The organism is Nostoc sp. DedQUE04 (assembly GCF_034530995.1).
Classification (GTDB): Bacteria; Cyanobacteriota; Cyanobacteriia; order Cyanobacteriales; family Nostocaceae; genus Nostoc.
The window spans coordinates 97346-123584 of the sequence record NZ_JAVRCA010000015.1 but is presented as its reverse complement, the minus strand read 5'-3'; the positions used below and the strand labels follow the sequence as shown (position 1 = coordinate 123584).

Here is a 26239-nt window from a genome sequence, read left to right as displayed (position 1 = left end):
AAAGTTATGTCTAAATATTTTCCTCAGCCAAAAACCATCAAAATTAATTCTGATGTTGAGTTAATCGCATTTCAATGTCAAGACACAGTTGTGCAATTAGCTTCTATTCCCCCAGGAGCTATTTTTGAATTGCATCGACATCCCGAAAGCCAAATTGGAATGCAAATTGCGGGACGTTTGGAATTTAACCTCAACGGTACTAAAGAAATTCTGGAGCCATTTGAGCAAGTTTATGTAGCTGGTTCTAATGTTCTTCATGGTTCTATCAACCCTTTCTCAGAAACAGCGTTAGCGTTTGATGTGAAACGTATCACAAATTCAGAGGAAGCTGAGGAGGCTATTCTGAAAGTTACATCAACTCAAGATGAAGTTACAGGTTTTGAGTGTAAGTCTGTTGTTGGTTCTTGGTTTGAGATTATTATCACCCAAATTCCTCCCAAAGGAATAATCCCAATTCACCAATCGGCTAATGAAATAATGGGAATAGTCCTGAATGATAAATTGACGATCGCAGTTGCAGAACAACAGCAACAGGTAGAATATGGTAGTGTTTATTATGTTCCTGCTGATGTTGTTTATGGAGGATATAATTCTTCTGATGAAACAGTATCTTTGATTGAACTTGTGATTAAACCTCGCTCTCATTTTTCGCTTACAGATAGTTTTTCTAAGACAGCGCTAACTACTTCCTAAAGGAATATTCATCATGGATTTAGGATTAACACAAAAAGTAGCTTTAGTGACCGGAGCAAGTGCTGGCATAGGTTATAGCGTTGCCCAAAAACTGGCAGCAGAAGGTTGTCAGTTAATAATTTGTGGGAGAAATTCTGAACGGTTAGAACAAGCTTATCAAGGTTTGATTGGTTCTCAAGCAAAAATTGTCCCGATTTCTGCTGATGTGCAAAATCCAAGTGATTCTCAAAACTTAGTCCAAGAAGCTCTCAACCAATTTGGCAAAATTGATATCTTGGTTAATAATTCAGAAGGGGCTAGTTTTTCTAATGAAGCAGTAGAAAATCTATCTGATGAAGATTGGTTGTCTGTCTTTGAAGGCAAGTTAATGGGCTATATTCGCATGACGAATTTAGTGCTACCGACGATGAAAAGTCAGCAATGGGGACGCATTATCAATATTGTTGGGACATCAGGGAAAGAACCTTCTAGTCGTCTTGTGAAATCGGGAGTGGCGAATGCTGGATTAATCAATTTTACTAAAACTGTTGCTTCACAAGTTGCTAAGTGGAATGTTTTAGTTACCTGTGTCAATCCTGGTCTGATTGATACTCCCAGGCATAGAGAATATTTAGAAGTATTTGCCGAAGAGGAAGGTCGAACGGTTGATTCAATCATTGAAGGAACTAATAAAATGATTCCTCTTGGTCGTCGCGGTTTTTCTAGTGAGGTTGCTAATTTGGTAGCTTTTCTAGCGTCAGAATGTGCCAGTTATATTACGGGTGTTACTATTCCAGTAGATGGCGGATTGTCAACATCTGCTTTTTAAAAAATTTGGTAAGTTTTTAGTTTATACAAGTTCTATTTGATTTATGAAAATTACTTTTTTTAAACGAACCGCAGAGGCCCAGAGGTTATTAATACATTGCTAATAAAATTGGGCAAACCTCTGCGTACCTTTGCGCTTGACTCTGCGTTAAAAAACATTGGTTTTGTACCTCACTTAAATGAAAATCGCAATAACCTAATTAATATCATCTTTAAAAAACAATGGTAGTTGCACAAAAACAAAGTAAAAATAAAGATATTGAATCTATTTATCCTCTTTCACCTACGCAAGAGGGGATACTCTTTCATACTCTCTATGAGCCGGAATCGACAATATATTTTGAGCAGTTTCAATTAACTATTCATGGCAATTTAGATTCAGATGTATTTGAACGAGCTTGGCAACTGTTGGTAGAGCGACATTCGGCTTTGAGAACTCTTTTTGTTTGGAAAAATCGCAAACAAGCAGTTCAGGTGGTGCGAAAAGAGGTGAATTTGCCTTGGTCTAATTTAGACTGGCGAATGTTTCCTCAACAGGAGCAAGAAATACGTCTCAATTCTTTCTTAGATTCAGATAGAAAACAAGGTTTTGAACTTGACAAAGCTCCATTAATGCGCTTTGCTTTAATTCGGGTAGCTGATGAGAATTATGAGTTTGTTTGGAGTTTTCATCACTTATTAGTTGATGGCTGGAGCTGGCCGATTATCTTCAAAGAATTGTTTGCTTTATATGAGTCAATTCAGAACGGTCAACAGTTATATTTAGCTCCCAGTCGTCCTTACCGAGATTATATTAATTGGTTGCAGCAGCAAGATTTGGCTGGAGCGAAAGCGTTTTGGCAACAAAATCTTGAGGGTTTCACTGCACCTACGCCTTTGATAGTAGAGCGATCGCTAGGGCAGAGTTCTCACCAACAGCAAAATATTGAGGTGCGATCGCAACATCTATCAGCCCAGACGACAACTACCTTAAAATCTTTTGCCCAACAACATCATCTGACACTTGCCACCTTGGTACAAGCTGCTTGGGGGCTGTTACTAAGTCGCTACAGTGGTGAGTCTGATGTGGTTTTTGGCACTACTGTATCTGGTCGCCCACCTACTTTATCTGGTGTGGAGTCGATGGTTGGATTGTTTATTAATACATTACCCGCACGAGTGAAAATCCCGGATACAACCGATTTGTTAACCTGGTTGCGGTTGTTGCAACAAGAATATATAGAACGGGAGCAGTATTCATACACTCCACTGGTAGATATTCAAGGCGTAAGTGAAATTCCTCGCACTCAACTTTTGTTTGAAAGCCTGGTTGTATTTGAAAACTATCCTGTAAATGTAACGTTGCAACAACTTCCTGGAAACTTAAGCATTGGGGAACTACAAGACAGAGGACAAACCAATTATCCTCTCACACTGCTGGCAATTCCTGGCGAGGAAATGACTGTAAAAATTTACTACGATCGCCAACGTTTTGATGCAGATATTATCGATCGCATGGCCGGCCATTTCCTCACTTTGTTGGAAGGAATTACCGCCAATCCTCATCGCACCCCAGGCGAGTTACCGTTACTAACTCCAGCAGAGCAAGATTTGCTTTTAGTACAGTGGAATGCTACCTCAGCAGCGCATCCCATCAATCGTTGCATCCATCAGTTATTTGAGGAGCAAGTTGAAAAAACACCCCAAGCCTTGGCGGTGGTATATGAAAATCAACGATTGACTTATGAGGAGTTAAACCAGCAAGCCAATAAAATCGCCCACTACTTGCAACGCTTAGGTGTGAAGCCAGATGTCCCAGTGGGTATTTGTGTAGAGCGATCGCTAGAAGCTGCGATCGCTATCTTAGGAACTCTTAAGGCTGGAGGAGTTTGCGTTCCCCTCGATCCTACCTATCCGCCAGAGCGTTTAGCTTTCATGCTCAAGGATTCTCAAGCACCAGTCGTCTTAACTCAAACACGTTGGAAGTCATTACTTGAGGGCAACTTTGCTCATCGTCTGATTGTGTTAGATGAACATGGGGAAGAAATCGCCAAAGAATCTGAGAGTAATCTGCAAGTTGAAGTAGCAGCTGATAATTTAGCTTACATCATATATACCTCTGGCTCTACTGGAACTCCTAAAGGCACTCTTGTTACCCAGAGATCGCTCGCCAATTTAGTAGCACACCATCAGGCAAAAATGACCACAGGTATTGGTGTACTTCAGTTTGCCTCTCTCAGTTTTGATGTCAGCTATCACGAAATATCCGTGGCGTGGGGCTTGGGAGGTACGCTGTATATGATTTCTGAATGCGATCGCAAAGATTTAGATAAATTAATTCATTTACTTGCTAATAACCCAATTGGTAAAGTTTTTCTGCCCGTTACTCTGTGGCAGCAATTAGCGGAAATCTACGGAGAGCAAGCACATTTATTTCAGAATATTAGGGAAGCGATCGCTTGTGGCGAACAACTCCAAATTACTCAGCCGATGATTAAGCTGTTTAAGCGTCTGGAAAATTGTACGCTCTATAATTTCTACGGCCCCACGGAAGCAGACTTGGTGACAGCTTATACTTTTAGCCAAAAGCCAGATGAATGGCCGATTTATCCACCCATTGGTAAGGCTGCTGTCAATGTGCAAGTTTATCTGTTAGACAGCAATCTTCAACCCGTGCCGATTGGCGTTCCTGGGGAACTTTACGTTAGTGGTGATGGTTTGGCTCGTGGCTACCTCAACCGTGCAGATTTGACCAATCAAAAATTTCTACCAAATCCGTTTACCGATTTTGGATTGCCGATTTTAGATTTTAGATTGAGGGACACAAGTGAAAATTTCCAATCTGCTGAAAGTTCTGATAATCCAAAATCCAAAATCCAAAATTTAAAATCAAGTTGTTTGTACAAAACTGGGGACTTAGCCCAATATCTACCAGATGGGAATATCGAGTTTCTGGGACGGATAGACGATTTAGTAAAAATTCGGGGCTTTCGGGTTGAACTGGGAGAAGTTGAAGCCGTTCTGAGCAAACATCCTCAAATTAACCAAGCTGTAGCTAAAGTGTATGGGGAAAGTGCTAGGGAAAAATATTTAGTCGCTTACTTTGTCCCCATTGTGGGAGAGACAATCACAGTCGAACAACTGCGGGCTTTTTTGACTGAGCAATTGCCAGATTATATGATTCCATCGGCTTTTGTAGAAATGGAATCTTTTCCGCTCACACCCAACGGTAAGGTAAACCGTCGCGCCTTACCAGAACCGACAACAAACCGACCTGAATTAAGTCAAACTTTTGTTGGGCCGCGTACTCCCACCGAAGAAATTTTGGCTGGTATCTGGAGAGATGTTTTAGGGTTAGAACGAGTTGGTATTTACGATAATTTCTTTGATTTGGGGGGACATTCTTTACTAGCAACTCAGGTGATTGCTTTAACGCGCAAAGCATTTGGGATAGAATTACCACTGTTAAGTTTGTTTGAGTCTCCTGCGATCGCACCTTTAGCCGAAAAAATCGCCACAGCTAAAGCCCCAGACCGGCAGGAGTTATCTCTACAACGGTTTCCCTCCCAAGGCGAGGCAATACCAATTTCTTTAACCCAACTAGAGTTGTGGTTTTTTGACCAATTCTATCCAGGCAATTCCATCTATAACCTGCCTTTGGTCTATCGCATCACAGGTGCGCTTAACGAGAAAGCATTAGAGGAGAGTTTAAGAGAAATTGTCCGACGACATGAAACATTGCGATCGACTTTTCAGGTTAAGAATGGCCAAGTCGTTTATGCTGTTATTAACGAGCCTGTCTTTGACTTTTCAGTAATCGCTCTTCAGCACCTCCCCGCAATTGAACGCGAAACTCAAGCCACACAACAGGCTGAACAGGAAATTAAGCATCCTTTCGATTTGGCACGAGGCCCTTTATTACGCAGCAAGCTTTGGCATTTGGATGAACAAGAGTATCTATTCGTTGCCGTCACCCACCATATTGTTGCTGATGGTTGGTCTTTTAGTGTCCTAACCCAAGAACTGGCAAAAGTTTACGAAGCCTTCTGTGAGGGTAAGCCGTCACCTCTGACTGAGTTACCGATCGCATATACCGACTTTGCTCAATGGCAGAGGCAGTGGTTAGAAGGAGAAGTTTTAGAATCTCAGCTTCAGTTTTGGCAAAAGCATTTAGGCATTAGTCCGCCAATATTGAAGCTACCATGCGATCGCCCCCGTCCACCAGCGCGAACCTTTAAAAGTGCAGGTCAACCAATAGTTCTCTCCCAGAAATTAACCGATGCACTCAAGGTACTGAGTCAACAGGAAGGCGTAACTCTATTTATGACCTTGTTAGCAGCATTCCAAACATTACTCTTCTCTTATACAAGACAAGAAAACATCATTGTCAGCAGTGCCCTAGCAAATCGCACCAGAGTAGAAACTGAAGGATTGATTGGTTTCTTTGTCAATTTACTGCCATTTTGTACCAACTTAGGAGGAAACCCCAGCTTTCGGGAACTACTTGGCCGAGTGCGCGAGGTAGCCTTGGGTGTTTACGCTCATCAAGAAATGCCCCTGATTAAGCTAATAGAAGAACTCCAGCCAGTCAGAGATCCCAGTTACACATTAATAAATCAAGTAATGTTTGTCTTTCAAAATACTCCAGAGGATAATTTAGAATTTGCAAATCTCACTTTGAAGGAGCAGTTTATTGCTAGAGATACAAAAGATACCGCAGAGTTTGATTTAGAGTTAACGCTCGAAGAAACATCAACAGGTATTGAAGGTTTGCTCGTATACAGAACCGATTTATTTGAACCTGCAACTATTACCAAGATGGTCGAGAATTTTCAGACCTTGCTGGAAAAAATAACGACCAATTATAACCAGCGTTTAACTGAACTTATCTTAATATCGGAACCTCCAAGTTTGCCCACTCAAACTATTGTCTCCCCAATATCAGAGGATTTTGTTACACCTCAAAATTATATCGAAGAAGTTGTGTTAACTATCTGGAAAGACATTTTAGGACTAGAGCAGATTAGCACTCAAGACAATTTTTTTGAACTAGGAGGACATTCTGCTCAAGCTCTTGAAGTTATATACAAAATACAGTCAGCTTTGCAAGTCGAACTGCCGTTGATTTACCTGTTTGAAAAACCTACTGTATTTCAGCTAGCAGCAGCCATCCAAGACCAATTAAACAATTAATAGGTTGATATCTGGTTTGTCAATTGTTATTGTCAACGTAGAAATGAAAAATATGGAACTTACAAAAAACAATCAAATAATTGAGAATGCCAGACCTAGTATTAAAGAAGTTACTCAAATATCTAACGAAGAACTTCGTATATTGCATGAGATTCCTACATTTAGACCGATTATTCAAACATTTGTTGTCATTAGTACATATTTCATCCTCTCAGCTATTGGGTTCTGGTTGAATAACTGGGCAGTATGGTTATTAGTCTGGTTGGTTCAAGGATTCTTATTTGTCTGTTTTTTTGCAGCAATACATTATTGCTCTCACTATAGTTTGTATAAGTCAAAAAATACTAACCGATTCATGGGAACCTTCTTATCATTAGTATTGTTGATGAACTTTTCGTTTCACAAATATATTCATATTGGACATCATCGAGAAGCAAAAATCAAAGGTAAAATCGTAGGAGATACCTCAGCATGGCAAACCTTTCCTAATCTTAATACTTATCTCTTTGCCTTGACATATTTTTATCCTCTTGCGGCATGGAAAAATTGGTGGATAGTAACCAAAGATTTATATTTAGATTCTTTGAAAACACAGACGCAAGAGGAATCAGCCTTACCAGCTAACTTTTATTTGAGCTATTTTAAAACACCAGAACAACGCCAATTTGTCTTACAAAATAATTGGCTACTATTGGGTTGGTTTGTATTAATGGCAGGATTGACCGTAATTTTTCCTGGGATTTTGTTCTTTGGTTACTGGATACCATTAGCAACTTTTGCTTCTCCATTCGGGTTTCTTTTCAGTATTACAGATCACTATGGCTGTGAGTCTGACTTAAATCACAACCTATGGAATGATACACGAACAATGATTTCTAACCCGATAATTAGGTTTTATTACTGGAATAATAATTACCATGTAGAGCATCATCTATACCCAAGTATGCCACCGTGTAACTACTCCAAGATACATGAGTTAATTCAACATCACCTTCAGCATATTGAAAAATCATACTTGATGTTTCATCTAAAAATAATGCAAGGCTTGATTGCGGCAAAAAGTCATTAATGAATCGCTCTAATCAAAATACATTTATGATGCAATATCGTAGATTCGGGCGTACAGAATTGCCAATGCCAGTATTTTCTTGTGGTGGAATGCGCTACGTCTATACTGAGTATAAAGAGCTTAATCAAGAACAAATTCCCGATGAAAATCAACAGAATCTAGAAGCCACTATTCGCCGTTCTTTAGAAGTTGGCATCAATCACATCGAAACTGCCCGAATGTATGGGACTTCTGAGATGCAATTAGGAGCTATTTTACCTAAGTTGCCTAGAGAAAAAATTATTGTCCAGACTAAGGTTACTCCTACATCTGACTCTGAAGACTTCCGCCATTTATGTGAGAAATCTTTGGCTTTATTAAAGCTAGATTACATTGACTTATTAACACTGCATGGCATTAATAATTACCAACATCTTGAAGATAGCATTCGTCTCAATGGATGTCTTGATGTAGCGCGACAATTGCAAGCTCAGGGTAAGGTAAAGTTTATTGGCTTTTCTACCCACGCTCCAACAGACTTAATTATCAAAACCATTGAAACCAATCAATTTGATTATGTCAATCTCCACTGGTACTACATTAATCAATTCAATTGGCCCGCCATTGAAGCCACCAAACATCATGATATGGGTGTATTTATCATTAGCCCATCAGATAAAGGTGGTATGCTTTATAAGCCTCCACAAAAGTTATTAGACTTGTGCTATCCTCTTAGCCCGATGGTATTTAACGATCTGTTTTGTTTGAGCCATACTCAAGTACATACTCTCAGTTTGGGTGCATCTAAACCATCAGATTTTGACGAACACTTGAAGGTTATAGAACTTTTAGAGCAAGCAGATGAAATTTTACCGCCAATTTTAAACCGTTTAGAAAAAGCAGCGATCGCCACACTCGGAAAAGACTGGTATCGCACTTGGCATATTGGTTTACCCAGATATCCCCAAACCCCTGGTGAGATTAATATTCCCGTTATTTTATGGTTGCGAAATTTAGCGATCGCTTTTGATATGTATGAATATGCCAAAAGGCGTTACAACCATTTAAATACTGCCGATCCTTGGTTTCCTGGTTTGACAGCAGAAAAAGTTAGACAATTCGATCTAAGTGATTGTCTGCGTCATAGTCCACATGCTGATAAAATACCAGCATTATTAGAAGATGCCCATAGATTGTTATCTCAATCTAGTTAAGGATATATTGCGGAGTAGTTTCACAATGTCGGATTATAAGTTATTAAGAAATAATAAAAAATATACTTTAATTCGTCATCGTTGGCTAGTAATTTTGCTGGCTTTTGTAACTGCGATCGCAATAATTATCTATCATCAAATTACCTTAAAAACCAACGTAATACCAACATCTGAAATTATCGTCCCTTTCCCAACTGAACCCACAACTTTCAATCCGGCTTTAATCGTAGAATCGGCTTATATTTTAAACTATACTTATGAAGGGCTAGTTAAAGAAAATGCTCGTGGAGAAATTGAACCCGATCTAGCCAAATCTTGGCAAACTTCCCAAGATAATAAAAAAGTAATTTACACCCTCAGAAAAGGGCTAAAATGGTCAGATGGGAAACCACTAACGGCTGAAGATGTCGTTTTTACCTACAATGAAATTTACCGTAATCCAGACATTCCTACTTACGCTAAAGACTTCTTCATGATTGGTAAAAATCGTACCTTCCCTACTGTGCGAAAGCTTGATAATCTGCGAGTTGAATTTACATTACCTGAACCATTTGCTCCATTTGTTCGGGCTACAAAACTAGAAATTTTACCAGCCCATGTTTTTCGGGAAAGCGTCAAAAGAAAAAACCAAGAAGGCAGTCCTAAATTTATGTCTACTTGGGGAACTGATACTCCCCCAGAAAATATTATTGTCAATGGCCCTTATACAATAGAATCTTATACTCCGAGCCAGCGAATAATTTTCCGCAAAAATCCTTATTACTGGCGTAAAGATATTCAAGGCAACTCACAACCTTATATCGAGCGTGTGATTGGGCAAATTATTCCTAATCAAGATACTTCTTTAATCCAATTTCGTTCTGGAGGATTGGATTACATCAACGTCAATACTGATTATTTTTCATTATTAAAACATGAAGAAAGCAAAGGAAAGTTTACTATCTATAATGGCGGTCTTTTTGTTGGATCAACTGCTATTACTTTTAATCTCAATCAAGGCAGTAGGAATGGTCAACCACTGGTCGATCCCATAAAGTCTCGTTGGTTCAATACAGTAGAATTTAGACAAGCAGTTGCCTATGGAATCGCTCGCCAACAAATACTCAACAATATCTATAAAGGATTGGGTAAACTGCAAAATTCGCCGATTGCTGTACAGAGCAAGTATTATTCTCCTGTCCAAACTGTCTATGAATACAATCTTCAAAAAGCGAAAAAATTACTTCTAAAAGCAGGCTTTAAATACAACAATCAAGGTCAGCTATTAGACGAGCAAGAAAATATTGTCCGCTTTAGCCTAATGACTAATAGTACCAATAATGCCTTGCAGGCGATGGGAGTACACATAAAACAAAATTTGAGTAACCTTGGCATAACTGTTGATTTTAATCCCGTAGCTGCTAGCATTTTCATCAATAAATTGACTCAAACTTTCGATTGGGAGTGTCAATTACTTGAGGTTGCTGTCGGTCAAGAACCAAATGATTGGGCTAATGTTTGGTTGCCTGAAGCTGGTTGGCACTTTTTTAATCAAGAATCCCAAGCAGGACAAATGCCGATAATAGGGCGACAGGTTGCAGATTGGGAACAAAAAATTGGTAATTTATACATTCAGGCAGCCTCTGAGGTGGATGAATCAAAGCGTAAAGCCATGTACGTAGAAACTCAACAAATTACTCAGGAGTATCTGCCATTTATTTATCTAGTTAACCCTTTCTCAATGGTAGCAGTACGAAATCGTATCCAAGGTATTGAACACTCTCCCCTACTAGGGACATTTTGGAACACTTACAACTTGAAACTGACTGAGATTAACTAAAGAGGATATCGTTTGTATGCAAATTCCTATCATTGATTTCAATCCTTTTCTTATAGGTGATTCAACCGCAAAAGAAGCTGTTGCTACACAAATTTCTCTTGCTATTCATGAGGTCGGATGTTTCTATCTGAAAAATTATGGTATTTCTCAGACTCTAATCGCTCAAGTCTTTTCACAAACCGAGTCCTTTTTTGCACTACCGGAGGATGAAAAAGAACAAGTATCTTTCTTTCCAGATCGGAATCTTCGCGGATATCATAATTTTAAAAAGAGTGAAGATAAACATAACGCCAATGAGCTAATGACTGAAGGCTTTCATTTTGGAAAGGAAATTACTCTCGATGAAGTTGGTGCAATCGAAGATCCTTTTTTTGAACCGAATAAATGGCCTAAAAATCCGATTCAGTTTCGTGAAGTGATGATGGAATTTTTCACGGGTTGTCACGAAAGCGCCCTGAAAGTATTTCAAGCTTTGGCTATTTCTCTGAGAATTCCAGAAGATTACTTTACAAATTTATATTCAGAACAAAACCACGGCATAGTTTGGCATCACTACCCATCTATATATCAGCCTCCAGAACTAGGAAAAGTTTATCTTGCAGAACATACTGACATCGGGACGCTGACATTTTTATTTCAAGATTCAGAAGGGTTAGAAGTATATACAAATACTGGAGAATGGGTTGTAGCGCCCTTCGTTCCTGATGCAATTATAGTATTGGTTGCAGATTTAATGCAGCGATGGACAAACGATAAATTTCGCGCCACACCACATCGAGTTATAGTTCCAACTCAATCTCACAGTGCTAAACAAAGATACTCATGCGCCTTTTTTACAGGCCCTAATTACGATGCTCCAATTAAGTCCATTAAGACTTGCTTAGATATAGATGAAGTGCCTAAGTATCCACCAATTCTTGCACAGGAATATTTCAAGCAGCCAAAATGATAGTTACTAATTCGTAATTTTTAATTAATAGGCACTTCAAAAAGGCTTGATATGGGCTGTTTTATATTTGCTAATCTCTTCCTCAGACAATACATCCTTTGCTAATTAGGTATTAGTGCAATAAATGGACAAATTACAAATCTTAGCAAAGTCAAATCCTCCAACTTGGTTAAAAATTCTGGTAATCAGCCTAATTGGGTTGGGCATTTTCTTTCGCTTTACCCATTTAGGGCAAAAAGTGTATTGGTACGATGAAATTGCTACATCGCTGGCAATATCTGGTCATACGCTAGCTGAGGTTAAACAAGAAGTTTTTAGCAATTGGAGCAATAATCAAGGCATAATTCCTGCCATCACTTTAGACAAATATCAACACATTAACCCAGATCGATCTGTGGTTGATACAGTTCGCTACTTAATAACTTCAGACCCGCAACATCCACCTTTGTATTATGTAATGGTGAGATTGTGGGCGCAAGTCTTTGGGGATTTTCCGGCGGGAGTCAGGAGTTTATCAGCAGTAATCAGTCTGTTGATATTTCCTAGTGTGTATTGGTTGTGTTTAGAGTTATTTGAATCGCCACTAGTAGGATGGGTGGGAATGGCTGTAATGGGGATTTCTCCCTTGCAGGTTTTCTTTGCCCAAGATGCACGAGAATACGGTTTGTGGATGGCGATGATCTTAGTATCAAGTGCTGCTTTGTTGCGAGCCATTCGCCGGGAAAGTTTCTCTAGCTGGGCTGTGTATACTCTCACCCTAGCCTTGGGATTCTACACCCATTTATTAACAGTAATGGTTGCGATCGCTCATGGTATTTATATAGTTATTAGGCAAAAGTTTCGCTTTCAAAAAACCCTGTGTAATTATTTACTGAGTTCAATAGCAGCTTGCTTAATGTTTTTACCCTGGCTAACAGTGCTTATTACCAAAGCTGACACAGCAACAAATCTTTTGTCATGGATAACATTTAAAACAGATAGTCCTTTTGACCTGATTGGAATTTGGCTCAGTCGGATTAGCCGAATATTTTTTGATTTTAATTTGGCTTCTGATGATGCTTGGGTCAATAATTTAAGTTATGAAAGTCCTTTATTGTATAGTATTTTTACAATAATATTTAGTTTATTTTTAATTATTTATATTATTATTTTTTTGACCAAATCTTTATCAACTAACACTAGTTTATTTATTGCTTTATTAGGCGGATTTCCAGGGTTAACATTGCTTTTATATGACCTAGCTTTTGGGGGAATTCGCTCTATTCATTTTCGCTATCAGATACCGTTATATCTCAGCATTCAAATTGCTGTAGTCTATATTTTAGCTTTCCATCTTTTTCTAGCTAAGAGTTGGCAGAAAAACTTTTGGCAACTCATTTTGGTGGGATTACTTATCTCTGGGCTAGTTTCTGATGTCAGATTTTTTCAGGCTGAAACTTGGTGGCCACAAATAGGTGGCAAGAATTTACTAGCAATGAGTAAACTTATTAACCAATCTAATAATAATGTTTTATTAATAAGTGATAAAAATGATTATAACTTGGGAGTCATCCTCACATTAAGTCATAGTTTAGAACCAAAAATTTCCTTACTTCCCATCCAAAACAACCAATTACCAATAATGCCTCAAGATTATAAATCTATCTTCTTTGTTGACGACCTAGAAAATAGTTTAGCTCATCAACTCCAGCAAGATAAAACTAACTCACTTAAATTAGTCTACCCACTTGAAGGATTTTGGCAACTAGACAAAAATCAGAAAACATAAAAAACATTAAAAAATTAGAATTTGAATGAAGCAATATCTTGACTATTTCAATATTAATTATCTGAGAGGTAAAATCTACTTTTATCTCAATTCAGCACTTTTTAGTCGGTTTATCCGCTTTGCTGTAGTCGGTTTTAGTGGAGTATTTGTAGACTTAGGAGCATTCTATTGCTTTCATAGCTCGTTATGTTTGGCGTTAACTTCGAGTGCAATGCTCTCCACAGAAATAGCAATTATTAATAACTTTCTGTGGAATGATTTATGGACATTTGGTGATGTGTCTTTTGAGCAAAAAAACAGTCAAAAGTTGCAACGCTTTGTCAAGTTTAATCTCATTTGTTTAATTGGACTTATTTTCAATAGCCTAATTGTAAATTTGCTGTTTTATCAATTTCAAGTGAATGAATACATAGCTAAATTGGTAGCGATCGCTTGTGTGACACTTTGGAATTTCTGGCTCAATCTGAAGATGAACTGGCAATTAACAAAAACAGATGTAGTTGTAGATATTTAAGAAAAAATCATGTTAAGACCATTAGTGATGTTTGGCTATAGCTTAATTTTTATTATTACTATATTTTTTTCTTCTGGATGCTTGAATCTAATTTTACCCTATTACAAGACTATCCAAAACCTTGGTGAAATCAGTGTTAAATGGCAATATTTGACTGAACACAAAGATGATTATGACGCTATTTTTCTAGGGCCAAGTACTACGTACTTTGGGGTAATCCCGAAATTGTTTGATAAATACATGACGACAGAGGGTAAAAGTGTAAAATCTTTCAACTTTGGTATTGCAGGTGCAAATGTATCAGAACTAGATTTTTACTTACAAAAAATTCTAGCTTTAGAACCAGCAAACTTAAAGTGGATATTTTTAGATTGCTCAGTTGACCTATTTACAAACATTGGTTCTACTTCCGCTCAAGAGATATATTGGCATACTCCTCAGAAAACGTTAGAAAATTTCCAATTAATTTTGGAATCATCAATTGATAGCTGGAAAGTAAAAGTTCCATATATATACGCTAACTTTCAAAGCTTTATCTACCGATGGCTAGGGATTGGTCAGCTTTCTACTTTGTGGCAGGAAGGAATATTAAATTTAGATTTATCAAATTCAGATCCATTAGCAAAAGTATCTGAGGATAGACTCATACAAGAATCTGGATATTACGCAATAGATTGGCAAAAAAAAGCTGATAAATGGAAGACTATATTCCGAACAAATGGTTTAGACACTTATCAAAAAAATCTCAAAACTGAACAAACCAAATTAGCAAATTTAAATTTAGAAAATGCATTTAACGATCCATCTACAATGTATGGAGCGAAAATGATGAAAAATATCGCTTCGCGGATTGAACAACAGCAGCAAATTAACAACAAGAAAATGGAAGCTATATTTTTTATTCCTCCAATTCTTGAAACTGATTCTAACCCATCTGCTATTTACAGAGCATATAAATCAGGATATATCGAAACTTTATTCGCTTTTAATAATCCAAATAATTTTACTAATTTATATGAAATAGACCGCAGAATTGATAGCGCACATCTCAATCATCAAGGCGCTGAAGAATTCACACTTTTACTAGCATCAGAATTTACGCAATATTTGAAAAGTTCTGGAGAAAAACTTATTAGTGGTAGACTTTGAATGCTCAGTTTTTATTACCTAATTACTAATTACATATAAATATGGTATTCACAGAATTTCGATTTATATTTTTCTTCCTGATTGTTTTCTGCATCTATTGGGCTTTGGAGAAACACAATCATAGGAAATTGTGGCTGCTAGTCTGTAGTTATATTTTCTATAGTGCTTGGGATTGGCGCTTCCTTTTTTTGCTCTTGCTATCGACAGTTATTGATTACTTTGTCGGTTTAATGTTGTCTAGACCGCAGATTAATGATTTCCAAAACGATCGCTCCGTATCAGAACCAGTAATCTCAACAAGTGATATAGTAGAGAAGAGAAAAGCTACAAGTTTTGGAAATTGGGATGCTTTGCTGAATAAGCCAATCAATCAGCAACAGCGCCAAGCATGGTTGGTACTTAGTTTAGTAGCAAATCTAGGAATATTAGGGTTTTTTAAGTACTATAACTTCTTCAGTGAGTCTGCTGCAAACTTATTAGCTTTTTTGGGTTTACCAATAAGCCTTACAACCCTTAAAATTATTCTTCCAGCAGGCATTAGTTTTTACACGTTTCAAACTCTGAGTTATTCCCTTGACGCGTATTTAGGAAAACTAAAACCTGTTAGAAGTTTTTGGGATTTTTCTCTATTTGTAACTTTTTTTCCTCAATTGGTTGCAGGCCCAATTGTCCGTGCATCTACCTTTTTACCTCAACTGCTAACCCCAAAAAATTTAAGCGAGGTTGATTTTCGGGGATGTTTAATGCTTTTTTTCGTAGGGTATTTTAAGAAAGCCTGCATTTCGGATAATCTTTCGCCTCTAGTAGAACAGTATTTCACGAATCCAGGAAATTATACTTTCTTGAGTTGTTGGATTGCTGTTATTTCTTTCGTCATACAAGTATACTGCGACTTTTCTGGTTATTCTGATATGGCGATCGCTTCAGCCGGTTTACTTGGATACAAACTACCTTTAAACTTTAATTTTCCCTACCTTTCCGGTAATATCACTGATTTATGGCAACGTTGGCACATAACTCTCTACAGTTGGTTGCGAGACTATGTTTATATTCCTTTAATGAGAAAGCGGCCAAAAGCTGAACGCACAGAACTGTTTGGCTATAGAAATCTTCTCATTTTGATGCTTTTATCAGGACTGTGGCATGGGGCTGCTTGGCATTTTGTAGTTTGGGGTGGATTAAATGGAATCGCCTTAGTTGTTCACAAGCAATGGTCATCTCGGATTGCTCCCTATAAGGAATTAGTACCATTGAGAAAGATGCTAGGTATCCCCCTAACATTGTATTGGTTTTGTGCCTCTGCAATCTTCTTTCGGAGTAACGATCTCAGCAGTGCTGTAAAAATAGAAAAATCCTTTTTATTCTTTAATTCTCTTGGTTATGAAAACCTAAATCTCCAAATTGCATGGATTTTTCTACCTTTAATTATCCTCCACTGGGCGGCTTATAAGGGTTGGTTTGCCGATTGGTGGCGTAAAATTCCTAGTTGGAGTTTTGCTGTTTTATTTGGGGTGTTGGTTTCAACAATATTTCGGCTGACAGCAATTAGTCCTCAACCCTTTGTATACTTTCAGTTTTAGTGTGCGATCGCTCAACTTTTATAAAAAATACCTTTTAAATTACGCCATCGATTAGAGAGATATGACAACAATTTACTTACACATTGGAATGCCCAAGACCGGAACAACTTGTCTACAAAAAGCATTGTTTAACAATAGGGATAAATTTTTAGAAAACGGTTATTTGTATCCTATGTGTGGTATAAAACATAATGCCAAAGAAATAGTTAACCGTTACTGTCATAATACTTTAGCCCATTGTTTAATGGGTTTGGAAGACAAGGATAATACACTTTCAATATCAATTTGGGAAGAACTGAAAACAGAAATAGACTTTATTAACCCTAAAAATGTGATAATTTCCGCAGAAGCTTTTACTTCTTTTGAAATCTTTTATCAACCTGAAACACTTGCAAAAATAAAAGATTTGTTAAAAGAATACGAAATTAAGGTAGTTATATATCTAAGAAAACAAGATGATTTTTTAGAATCCTCTTACTGTTACATGGTCAAACTAGGAGCATGTAGCGTAGGAATTAAAGAGTTATTTAATGAATATCAATATATCTTTAACTATTATCAAATATTAGAAAATTGGGCAGATATATTTGGATATGACAATATGATTGTTCGACTGTTTGCAAAATCAAATACAAAAAATCATATTTTTGCTGATTTTTTAGGAGTCATTAATCAATTCAACAATAAAAGTGATTATAAAGTTGACTATGGTGCAAAAATAAATGTGTCTCCTTCAGGGAAAACGATCAAGATGCTTTTACTTATAAATAATTTAAATGAAAGAGTTTTAGCTAGATTTATAAAGTTAGATGATAGTTATTGGTCAAACTATCAAAATTTTATGAGCTTTTTATCTGATAATAAAACAATATGTAAATTAGTATCAATGCTGCCAAATGTTTTAATTGATGATTTACTTCTCTTGCCGAAAGAAAAAGAAGATATTATGAGACAATTTCAAGAATTAAATAGTCAAATAGCTTATAAGTATTTAGGGCAAAAAGATGGAGTATTATTTGGCGATTCTTCCTAGTTATATAAATAAATCTGATTTCATAACTTGAGCGTAGGAAATTAAATATCATATGGCGAACAATAAAAATTGGATAAAGAGGCGTACCTATCTTTTCAAAAATAAAATAATAGCCTTATATGAGCAAACTGCAAATAATTAAAAATAAAAATATTGAATCTATTTACCCTCTTTCTCCTATGCAGGAGGGTATGCTTTTTCATACTCTGCACGAGCCAGAATCAGGAGTATATCTTGAGCAGTTCTGTCTCACGCTCTCTGGAAATCTAGATATTACAGTACTTCAGCAGGCTTGTGTGCGAGTAGTGAAGCGTCACCCAGTTTTGCGTACTCTTGTGGTTTGGGAAAAGCAGGAAAAGCCTCTCCAGGTAGTATGTAAGCAAGTAGAGTTACCTTGGCAAAACTATGATTGGCGTTCCTTATCTGCAAAAGAACAACAAGAGCGCCTAGAAACTTTCTTACAAGCAGATCGAGTCCAAGGCTTTGTTCTTGACAAAGCTCCACTCATGCGCTTCACGTTAATTCGAGTTGCTGATGATACTTACGAATTTATCTGGAGCTTTCATCACTTGCTGATTGATGGCTGGAGTTGGCCGATTCTCTGCAAAGAGGTTTTTACTTTTTACAATGCTTTACTTAAAGGCAAATATTTATATTTAAATACTCCTCCTCCTTACCAAAATTACATAAATTGGTTACAACAACAAGATTTGAGAGCAGCAGAAGCTTTTTGGCGGCAACAACTCCAAGGATTTACTAGTCCTACCCGTTTGCTACTAAATCGGGGTGAGGTGCAAAATTCTCCACAACTAAAAACCTACCACGAACAGCACTACTGTTTATCGTTGCCCATAACTGCTGCTTTACAGTCCCAAGCACAGCAATATCATCTAACAGTTTCAACTTTCGTACAAGCAGCTTGGGCAATTTTACTCAGTCGCTACACTGATGAGTCTGAGCTGATATTTGGCGCAACTGTGTCCGGCCGTCCTCCCACTTTATCGGGGGTGGAATCTATGGTGGGACTATTCATTAATACTCTACCAGTAAGGGTGAAAGTCCCAACAGCGACTCCTTTATGGCAATGGCTGAGGCAATTGCAGACTCAACAGGTAGAGCGATCGCAATATTCTTGGTGTCCGTTAGTCAAAATTCAGGCTATTAGTGAAATTCCCCCAGAATTACCTTTGTTTGAAAGCATCGTGGTGTTTGAGAACTATCCACAAGATACGTTTTTATCAAATCCAGGTAGCAGCATCCAGATTACTAAACGGCGAGTCATTGAACAAACTAATTATCCGCTTACAGTCATCGCTGTACCGGGACAAGAGTTATCCCTACGCATTCTTTATGATGGTAGCCGCTTTGATGGGGAAACGATTCACCGGATGATGGGGCATCTTGTGACTTTATTAGAGGGTATGGGCGCTAATATCGAGCAGACAGTAAGCGAGATACCTATGCTAACTGCTGCCGAACAGCAACAACTTTTAGTATGGAATGATACTCAAACAGATTATCCTCACAAATGTATCGCTCGGTTGTTTGAAGAACAGGTAGAACGAACACCGGATGCGGTAGCAGTCTCTTTCCAATCCCAACTACTGACTTACCAACAGTTAAATTGTCAGGCTAACAAGTTAGCACACCACCTACAAAAACTTGGGGTAGGGCCAGAAGTGCGGGTAGGGATTTGCGTTGAGCGTTCTTTATCGATCGCAGTAGGACTGTTGGCAATCCTCAAAGCTGGTGGTGCTTACGTACCCTTAGATCCGCGATCGCCCCAAGAACGCTTAAATTATATGTTGAGTGATTCTCAAGCGTCGGTGTTACTTACAGATTCATCCAATGCCTTATCCCAGCTACCATTAACAGTAGTTTGTTTAGATAAATCAGATTTCTGCCAAAACAGCGAGGAGAATCCTGTTAGTAAAGTAACACCAGAGAAGTTGGCTTATGTTATTTATACTTCAGGCTCAACCGGCAAACCCAAAGGTGTAGCCATGAGTCACCGTTCTTTGGCGAACCTTTTACATTGGCAAATAGAAGAAAGTGCTTTTAGTTGTGCCAAAACTTTGCAATTTGCTTCTATCAGTTTCGATGTCTCTTTTCAAGAAATTTTCTCTACCTGGTGTAACGGCGGAAGCTTAGTTTTAATCGCCGAAGAAGTACACAAGGATGGGTTCGCATTATTACAATTAATTGCTAAAGAAAAGATAGAAAGATTGTTTTTGCCCTTCGTCGCCCTTCAGCAATTAGCCAATACCGCTTCTATTTCTCAATCCTATCCTGCATCTTTGCGTCAAATTATCACGGCAGGAGAACAGTTACAAGTTACTCCTGTTTTAGTCAACTTTTTTAGAGAGCTTCCTGATTGTACGCTGCAAAATCAGTACGGCCCGACGGAGAGCCATGTAGTAACAAGTTTTACTCTAAACAATGCTGTCAGCAATTGGTCGCCACTTCCGCCCATTGGTCGGGCGATCGCAAATACGCAAATCTACATTCTTGACTGCAATCTGCAACCATTACCGATTGGAGTTCCCGGAGAACTGTATATTGGCGGCGTGGCGATCGCCAGAAGTTATATTAATTCCCCGGAATTGACTGCTGAGAAATTCATTACCAAGGATGGAAGTCGTTTGTATAAAACAGGCGATCGCGCTCGCTATTTACCTGATGGCAACATCGAATTTCTCGGTCGTATTGACAATCAAGTAAAGGTGCGGGGCTTTCGCATTGAACTAGGAGAAATTGAAACCGTACTCGCCGCGCACCCACAGGTAAGAGAAGCAGTAGTTATTGCAAGAGTTGAGCGATCGGGGAACAAGTGTCTAGTCGCCTACATTGTCCCCAAACAGCACCTAGATACCAGCGAACTGCTTTGTTACCTCAAACAAAAGCTACCAGAATATATGCTGCCTTCCGCTTTTGTCAAGTTGCTGGATGCTCTACCTTTAACCAGCAGTGGCAAAACAGACCGCCGCGCTTTACCAATACCTATGAGTAGGGAACGTAACATCTCTACAGACTTGATCCCACCCCGTACTGCGAGTGAAGAGGTTCTGGCAGGAATCTGGAGCGATGTTTTAGAGTTGGAACAAGTTGGTATCCATGACAACTTTTTTGCATTAGGAGGGCATTCTTTATCAGCAATGCAAGTCATTGCTCGGTTGCGAGAAACCTTCAAGATGGAGTTACCCATAAGCTGTCTGTTTGATTACCCGACAATAGTCGAACTAGATCGGCAGATTTCAGAATACCGCCAAAATGAGTTGACTCCATCTCTCAAACCAGTACCTCGGAATACAAAAGAGTTGCCAATCTCTTTGACTCAGCTTGAGTTTTGGATATTAGCTCAATTAAATCCGGGCATTCCCGTCTACAATATTCCCCTGGCTTATCGCTTGACGGGTTTACTCAACGTCAATGCCTTGGTGCAAAGCCTCGTGGAAATTGTCCGTCGTCACGAAGCTTTGCGAACTACTTTTACTATTACAGATAGACAAGTTGTTCAGAAAATTATTCAGGAGCCTATCCTACCATTTTCAGTAATAGATTTGCGAAAACTTTCTGAATCTAAAACTGAGCGAAAGGCTCTGGCTCAAAGATTTGTAACTGAGGAAAAAAACCAGCCTTTCGATTTAGAACAAAGCCCATTGTTACGCATTAAACTGCTGCGGCTCTCTGATGCCGAGCATTTACTCATAGTAACTATCCATCATCTGGTTTTTGATGGTTGGTCTGTGGGTGTGTTTTTACAGGAGCTAACAAAATTATACGCAGCATTTTGTCATGGTCAGCCCTCACCACTTCCCGATTTACCCATTCAATATGCTGACTTTGCCCATTGGCAACAGCAGTGGGTTGCTCGTCTGGCTTTCGTGTCTGAGCTTGACTACTGGAAACAGCAACTAAGTAATAGTACACTTTTACTAAAGTTACCTAGCGATCGCCCGCGCTTACCAGTACGGACTTTTCAAGGTGCAAGTCAAACTTTCATTATTTCTAAAAGCCTAACAAATGCTCTTAAACATTTGAGCCAACAGCACAATGTAACTCTATTCGTGACTCTACTAACAGCCTTCAAAATAGTGCTGTTCTATTACACCGGACAGTCAGATATTATCGTGGGCGCTCCTTTTGCCAATCGCCAGCAAGTAGAAACTAAAGGACTTATTGGATGCTTCATTAACACATTGCCAATACGTACATATCTGGATGGCGATCCAAGTTTGAGAGAATTACTCGATCGGGTACGTGGATGTTTTTTAGCAGCCTGCGATCGCCAGCAAATTCCCTTCGTGAAGTTAGTAGAAGCACTACAGCCAAAACGAGAACCAAGCCACTCTTTGCTATATCAAGTAATGTTTAACTTCTTGCCTCCATCAGATTTAAAACTGACAAATTTAACTGTTCATCCCTGGTCAATTGAAAGTAAAATAGCAGAATTTGATTGGGATATTTATCTTCAACAAACAACATTAGGAAGTATTGAAGGAAAATGGTGCTACAAAATAGATTTGTTTGATGCTACTACTATTAGCCGTGTGGTAACTCAGTTTCTAGTGCTGCTTGAGCTACTAATTAATAATCCCGAATGCCGCCTGAGTGACCTTGGTTTACTATTTCAAAAGCATAATTCTCAATGCCGTGCGTAATTCGTAATTCGTAATTCGTAATTCGTAATTCGTAATTCGTAATTCGTAATTAAAAGATTTGAACAGTAAAAAGCTAGAAAATACCTGATTATGATGTCAAACGTACAAATGATAGAAAAAACAAGACTGACTGCTTTGCGGGAAATGCAACTGTTTATCATTGTTTGGATAGGACAGTTGATCGCCTTGATTGGTTCGAGTACCACTGCCTTTGCCTTAGATATCTGGGTTTATAATCGCACTGGCTCAGTCACCCAGTTTGCTTTAATCTCCCTGTTCAATACTCTACCGCTAATCTTAATTTCCCCGATCGCTGGGCCTTTGGTAGATAGGTGGGATCGCCGCAAGACGATGATTTTCGCTGATGTCTTGGCGTGTTTGGGAACAATTGCGATCGGCGTTTTATTTGTCATCGGTCGGTTGGAAGTTTGGCATATTTACTTAGCCAATACCTTCACTGCTGTTTTCATGGCTTTTCACATGCCAGCTTATACAGCATCAACAGTCTTACTTGTGCCAAAACAGCACCTCAATCGTGCTAACGGTCTGATGAGTCTGATGTATGGCATTTCCATAATCATTGCACCAACTCTCGGAGGTATTCTACTAAGCATTGTTCATTTCCAAGGGATTATTTTGCTTCACGTAACCAGTGTCTCGGTCGCTGTTGTCTCCCTGATGCTAGTTCGGTTCCCGCAAGTCAACACAAGTGTTGTTACAACTGCAAAAAGTTCATTTCTCAGTGAAGCAACTTACGGATTTACATATTTGACCGCTCGACCCGGACTGCTGGGACTAATTTTATTCTCAGCTTCCAGTCTTTATCTTGTGGGAGGTATTAATGTCATTACTGTTCCGCTAGTGTTGAATTTCGTTTCAGTAAGCGTTCTGGGAACTATTCTTTCGCTATTTGGCATTGCTATTCTAGCAGGCGGCTTGCTCGTGAGTATCTGGGGAGGACTAGAACGCAACATCTATGCAATATACGGGTGTATGCTGTTAAATGGTGTATTTATTATCGCCGCCGGTTTGCAACCCTCTCTTGTCATCTTCACTGCTAGCATTTTCTTATTCTCTTTGACACAACCGATCGTTTCCAGTTCCACGCAAGCTGTCATGCAAAAAAAAGTAGAACCTAGTGTGCAAGGTAGAGTTTTTGCGATCAAAGGCGCGATTGAAGCGGCTGCTTTACCTCTAGGCTACATCACGATTGGGCCTTTAGCTGAGAAGGTTTTTGAACCCTTAATGGCTACTGATGGTTATTTGGCGGGAAGCATCGGACAAATCATCGGTGTTGGGTCTGGTCGTGGTATGGGACTTCTACTGATTATTATGGGAGTCTTGACCATTTTAGAAACCTCTATTGCCTACTTGTACCCTCGCCTACGGTTTGTGGAAGATGAACTCCCTAATGTTAGTAATGCAGTTGCGATCGCTACTGATACACCTTCTAGCAAGAATGATGCAGTTTCTTTGGTATCCTAAATTTAGCGTTGCATAGTGAAAGTTGATTAAAAGTTCTACTAGTTTAAAATTATTATTTGATTTTTTAAATTATCTATTTTTTTAAATAGCTAATTGTTAATTGAGTTTATAAATTTTTATATCTATATTCAACATTTATGATATATATTCAATCCTGTTATAACTTACCTAATATCTCTTGGAAACCTCTTGAATTTATGTCATTTGCAGTTAGTTTTTTATAATTTTGCGTAAATCCTGCTTATGTTGTTTAATCATTGATTTTTTCTATATTTCAATCCCAAAAATATGTTCAGTTTATTTTAGAATATGCAAACTAAAGTTTCTCGCGATCGCTCCTTAATGAACGATCCTTCTCCTTCGGATTTTAATAAATTTTGGCAGAGCGTCAGAGCGATCGCTGGCCCTTACTGGTATCCAACCAAGTCAGGGGAAAGAGCATTTTCAGACGTGATTCGGATATGGGGGATGCTCATTCTCCTGATTTTATTAATAATCGCACTAGTGGGTGTAACGGCTTTTAATAGCTTTGTTACTCGCTATATAACCGATGTAATTGAAGAGAAAGATTATCCTAACTTTATTAAGACGATAGTAGTTTTCAGCGCTGCTCTGATCTGCATAACACTCTTAAGTGGATTTTCTAAACTTGTTAGAAAAAAAATTGCTCTTGATTGGTACAAATGGTTAAATAATCATACATTATCAAAATATTTTAGCAATCGTGCCTATTATAGAATCAACTTTAGATCCGATGTTGATAATCCAGATCAACGAATATCTCAAGAAATAGAACCCATTACCAGTAATGCTCTCTCGTTTTCAGCTATTTTCCTAGAAAAAGTGCTGGAAATGACGACTTTTTTAGTAATCATTTGGTCAATTTCCCAATTTATTGCAACTGTTCTGGTTGTTTATACGATCGTAGGCAATTTGATTGCTGTTTATTTGGGTCAACAATTGAATAAAATTAATCAAGAGGAATTAGAACTGAAAGCAGAATACAATTATTGTCTGACTCATGTTCGTAATCATGCCGAATCAATAGCTTTTTTCCAGGGAGAAAATCAAGAATCTAATATAATTCAACGAAGATTTATTAATCTCCTAAAAAATATCGAACGCAAGATTAATTGGGAGAACAATCAAGAACTATTTGACGGAGCATATAAATCTGCTATCCAAATATTCCCATATTTGGTACTCGCACCTATATATATGAGCGGTCAAGCTGATTTTGGAGAAGTTGTTCAAGCCAGTATAGCTTGTAACTCGTTTGCCAATGCTATGGCAACATTAATTAGAGAATTTGGGAATTCCGGACGATTTTCTAGTTATGTTGAGCGTTTATCTGAATTTTCAGATGCCTTAGAAGCTGTTACCAAACAACCAGAGAACGTTAGTACGATTAAAACAATAGAAGAAAACCATCTTGCTTTTGAGCATGTCACCTTACAAACGCCAAACTATGAGCAGGTGATTGTTGAAGACTTGTCAGTGTCTATTCAACCAGGTGAAGGTTTATTAATTATTGGCCCTAGTGGTCGAGGTAAAAGTTCTCTATTGAGAGCGATCGCTGGTTTGTGGAATGCGGGAACTGGTCGCCTGGTGCGACCTCCCCTAGAAGAAGTTTTATTTTTACCCCAACGTCCTTACATAATCTTAGGAACTTTGCGCGAACAGTTAATATATCCTAATACAAATCGTCAAATGACCGACCCAGAACTCAAAGACATTTTACAACAAGTAAATCTGCAAAACTTGTTAAATCGAGTTGAAGGCTTTGATACAGAAGTTCCTTGGGAGAATATATTATCGCTGGGAGAACAACAACGTCTGGCTTTTGCACGATTATTAGTTACTAACCCTAGCTTCACGATATTAGATGAAGCAACTAGCGCTTTGGATTTGAATAATGAAGGCAATTTATATCAACAGTTGCAAGAAACAAAAACAACTTTTATCAGTGTTGGACACCGAGAAAGTCTATTTAATTATCATCAATGGGTTTTGGAACTTTCACAAGATTCCAGTTGGCAACTTTTGACTGTGCAAGATTATCGGCTGCAAAAAGCAAAAGAAATTGTCACTAATAGTTCCGTAAATCCTGAAACTACAATAGATATTTTACCCGATAATCAATCCCAAAGCCAACCAGAAATATCGATAGAGATAGACACAATTGTAGGACTTTCTCATAAAGAAATGCAGACATTAACAAACTCTCCCATTAACACTATCAGAAGTAAAGCTAGCCTTGGTAAATCCATTACTACCAAAGATGGTTTTACCTATCGCTATGACAAAAACCCCAAGGTATTGAAATGGGTAATAACTTAAGAACTAT

15 protein-coding genes are annotated in these 26239 nt (G+C 38.3%); all 15 read left to right on the top strand.

Annotation, left to right across the window (positions count from 1 at the left end):
* The first annotated feature begins 6 nt into the window (after positions 1-6).
* Positions 7-693 (top strand): cupin domain-containing protein, encoded by a 687-nt coding sequence (locus RM049_RS13485; protein ID WP_322704503.1) that lies wholly within the window; start codon positions 7-9, stop codon positions 691-693.
* Between the two features lie 13 nt (positions 694-706).
* Positions 707-1501, top strand: a complete 795-nt coding sequence (locus RM049_RS13480; RefSeq protein ID WP_322704502.1) for an SDR family oxidoreductase — start codon at positions 707-709, stop codon at positions 1499-1501.
* A 221-nt stretch (positions 1502-1722) separates the two neighbouring features.
* On the top strand, positions 1723-6672 hold the full coding sequence (locus RM049_RS13475; protein WP_322704501.1) for a non-ribosomal peptide synthetase: 4950 nt from the start codon (positions 1723-1725) through the stop codon (positions 6670-6672).
* 52 nt (positions 6673-6724) lie between these two features.
* A complete protein-coding gene (locus RM049_RS13470) occupies positions 6725-7741 on the top strand; it encodes a fatty acid desaturase family protein (protein WP_322704500.1) in 1017 nt (338 codons plus the stop codon).
* Positions 7742-7770: 29 nt separating this feature from the next.
* Entirely contained in the window at positions 7771-8934 is a 1164-nt protein-coding gene (locus RM049_RS13465) for an aldo/keto reductase (protein ID WP_322704529.1), read from the top strand.
* A gap of 25 nt (positions 8935-8959) precedes the next feature.
* Positions 8960-10753, top strand: a complete 1794-nt coding sequence (locus RM049_RS13460) for an ABC transporter substrate-binding protein (protein ID WP_322704499.1) — start codon at positions 8960-8962, stop codon at positions 10751-10753.
* A 16-nt stretch (positions 10754-10769) separates the two neighbouring features.
* A complete protein-coding gene (locus RM049_RS13455; RefSeq protein ID WP_322704498.1) occupies positions 10770-11702 on the top strand; it encodes an isopenicillin N synthase family dioxygenase in 933 nt (310 codons plus the stop codon).
* Positions 11703-11826: 124 nt separating this feature from the next.
* Positions 11827-13470, top strand: a complete 1644-nt coding sequence (locus RM049_RS13450; RefSeq protein WP_322704497.1) for a glycosyltransferase family 39 protein — start codon at positions 11827-11829, stop codon at positions 13468-13470.
* A gap of 25 nt (positions 13471-13495) precedes the next feature.
* Complete coding sequence (locus RM049_RS13445) at positions 13496-13984, top strand: GtrA family protein (RefSeq protein ID WP_322704496.1); 489 nt, start codon at positions 13496-13498, stop codon at positions 13982-13984.
* 9 nt (positions 13985-13993) lie between these two features.
* The gene (locus RM049_RS13440) at positions 13994-15133 is read left to right on the top strand and encodes a hypothetical protein (RefSeq protein WP_322704495.1); all 1140 of its coding nucleotides are present in this window, start codon (positions 13994-13996) and stop codon (positions 15131-15133) included.
* Positions 15134-15363: 230 nt separating this feature from the next.
* Complete coding sequence (locus RM049_RS13435) at positions 15364-16713, top strand: MBOAT family O-acyltransferase (RefSeq protein ID WP_322704494.1); 1350 nt, start codon at positions 15364-15366, stop codon at positions 16711-16713.
* A gap of 61 nt (positions 16714-16774) precedes the next feature.
* Entirely contained in the window at positions 16775-17746 is a 972-nt protein-coding gene (locus RM049_RS13430; RefSeq protein WP_322704493.1) for a hypothetical protein, read from the top strand.
* Between the two features lie 119 nt (positions 17747-17865).
* Positions 17866-22407 (top strand): non-ribosomal peptide synthetase, encoded by a 4542-nt coding sequence (locus RM049_RS13425; RefSeq protein ID WP_322704492.1) that lies wholly within the window; start codon positions 17866-17868, stop codon positions 22405-22407.
* Positions 22408-22497: 90 nt separating this feature from the next.
* Positions 22498-23892 carry an MFS transporter gene (locus RM049_RS13420; RefSeq protein WP_322704491.1) on the top strand — a complete coding sequence of 465 codons (1395 nt, stop codon included), beginning with the start codon at positions 22498-22500 and terminating at the stop codon, positions 23890-23892.
* 309 nt (positions 23893-24201) lie between these two features.
* On the top strand, positions 24202-26232 hold the full coding sequence (locus RM049_RS13415) for an ABC transporter ATP-binding protein/permease (RefSeq protein ID WP_322699669.1): 2031 nt from the start codon (positions 24202-24204) through the stop codon (positions 26230-26232).
* Positions 26233-26239 lie beyond the last annotated feature (7 nt).

Coding starts and splice junctions, on each gene's coding strand:
- RM049_RS13485 (WP_322704503.1), top strand. CDS start 7: ATGTCTAAATATTTTCCTCAGCCAAAAACCATCAAAATTAATTCTGAT.
- RM049_RS13480 (WP_322704502.1), top strand. CDS start 707: ATGGATTTAGGATTAACACAAAAAGTAGCTTTAGTGACCGGAGCAAGT.
- RM049_RS13475 (WP_322704501.1), top strand. CDS start 1,723: ATGGTAGTTGCACAAAAACAAAGTAAAAATAAAGATATTGAATCTATT.
- RM049_RS13470 (WP_322704500.1), top strand. CDS start 6,725: ATGGAACTTACAAAAAACAATCAAATAATTGAGAATGCCAGACCTAGT.
- RM049_RS13465 (WP_322704529.1), top strand. CDS start 7,771: ATGCAATATCGTAGATTCGGGCGTACAGAATTGCCAATGCCAGTATTT.
- RM049_RS13460 (WP_322704499.1), top strand. CDS start 8,960: ATGTCGGATTATAAGTTATTAAGAAATAATAAAAAATATACTTTAATT.
- RM049_RS13455 (WP_322704498.1), top strand. CDS start 10,770: ATGCAAATTCCTATCATTGATTTCAATCCTTTTCTTATAGGTGATTCA.
- RM049_RS13450 (WP_322704497.1), top strand. CDS start 11,827: ATGGACAAATTACAAATCTTAGCAAAGTCAAATCCTCCAACTTGGTTA.
- RM049_RS13445 (WP_322704496.1), top strand. CDS start 13,496: ATGAAGCAATATCTTGACTATTTCAATATTAATTATCTGAGAGGTAAA.
- RM049_RS13440 (WP_322704495.1), top strand. CDS start 13,994: ATGTTAAGACCATTAGTGATGTTTGGCTATAGCTTAATTTTTATTATT.
- RM049_RS13435 (WP_322704494.1), top strand. CDS start 15,364: ATGTTGTCTAGACCGCAGATTAATGATTTCCAAAACGATCGCTCCGTA.
- RM049_RS13430 (WP_322704493.1), top strand. CDS start 16,775: ATGACAACAATTTACTTACACATTGGAATGCCCAAGACCGGAACAACT.
- RM049_RS13425 (WP_322704492.1), top strand. CDS start 17,866: ATGAGCAAACTGCAAATAATTAAAAATAAAAATATTGAATCTATTTAC.
- RM049_RS13420 (WP_322704491.1), top strand. CDS start 22,498: ATGATGTCAAACGTACAAATGATAGAAAAAACAAGACTGACTGCTTTG.
- RM049_RS13415 (WP_322699669.1), top strand. CDS start 24,202: ATGCAAACTAAAGTTTCTCGCGATCGCTCCTTAATGAACGATCCTTCT.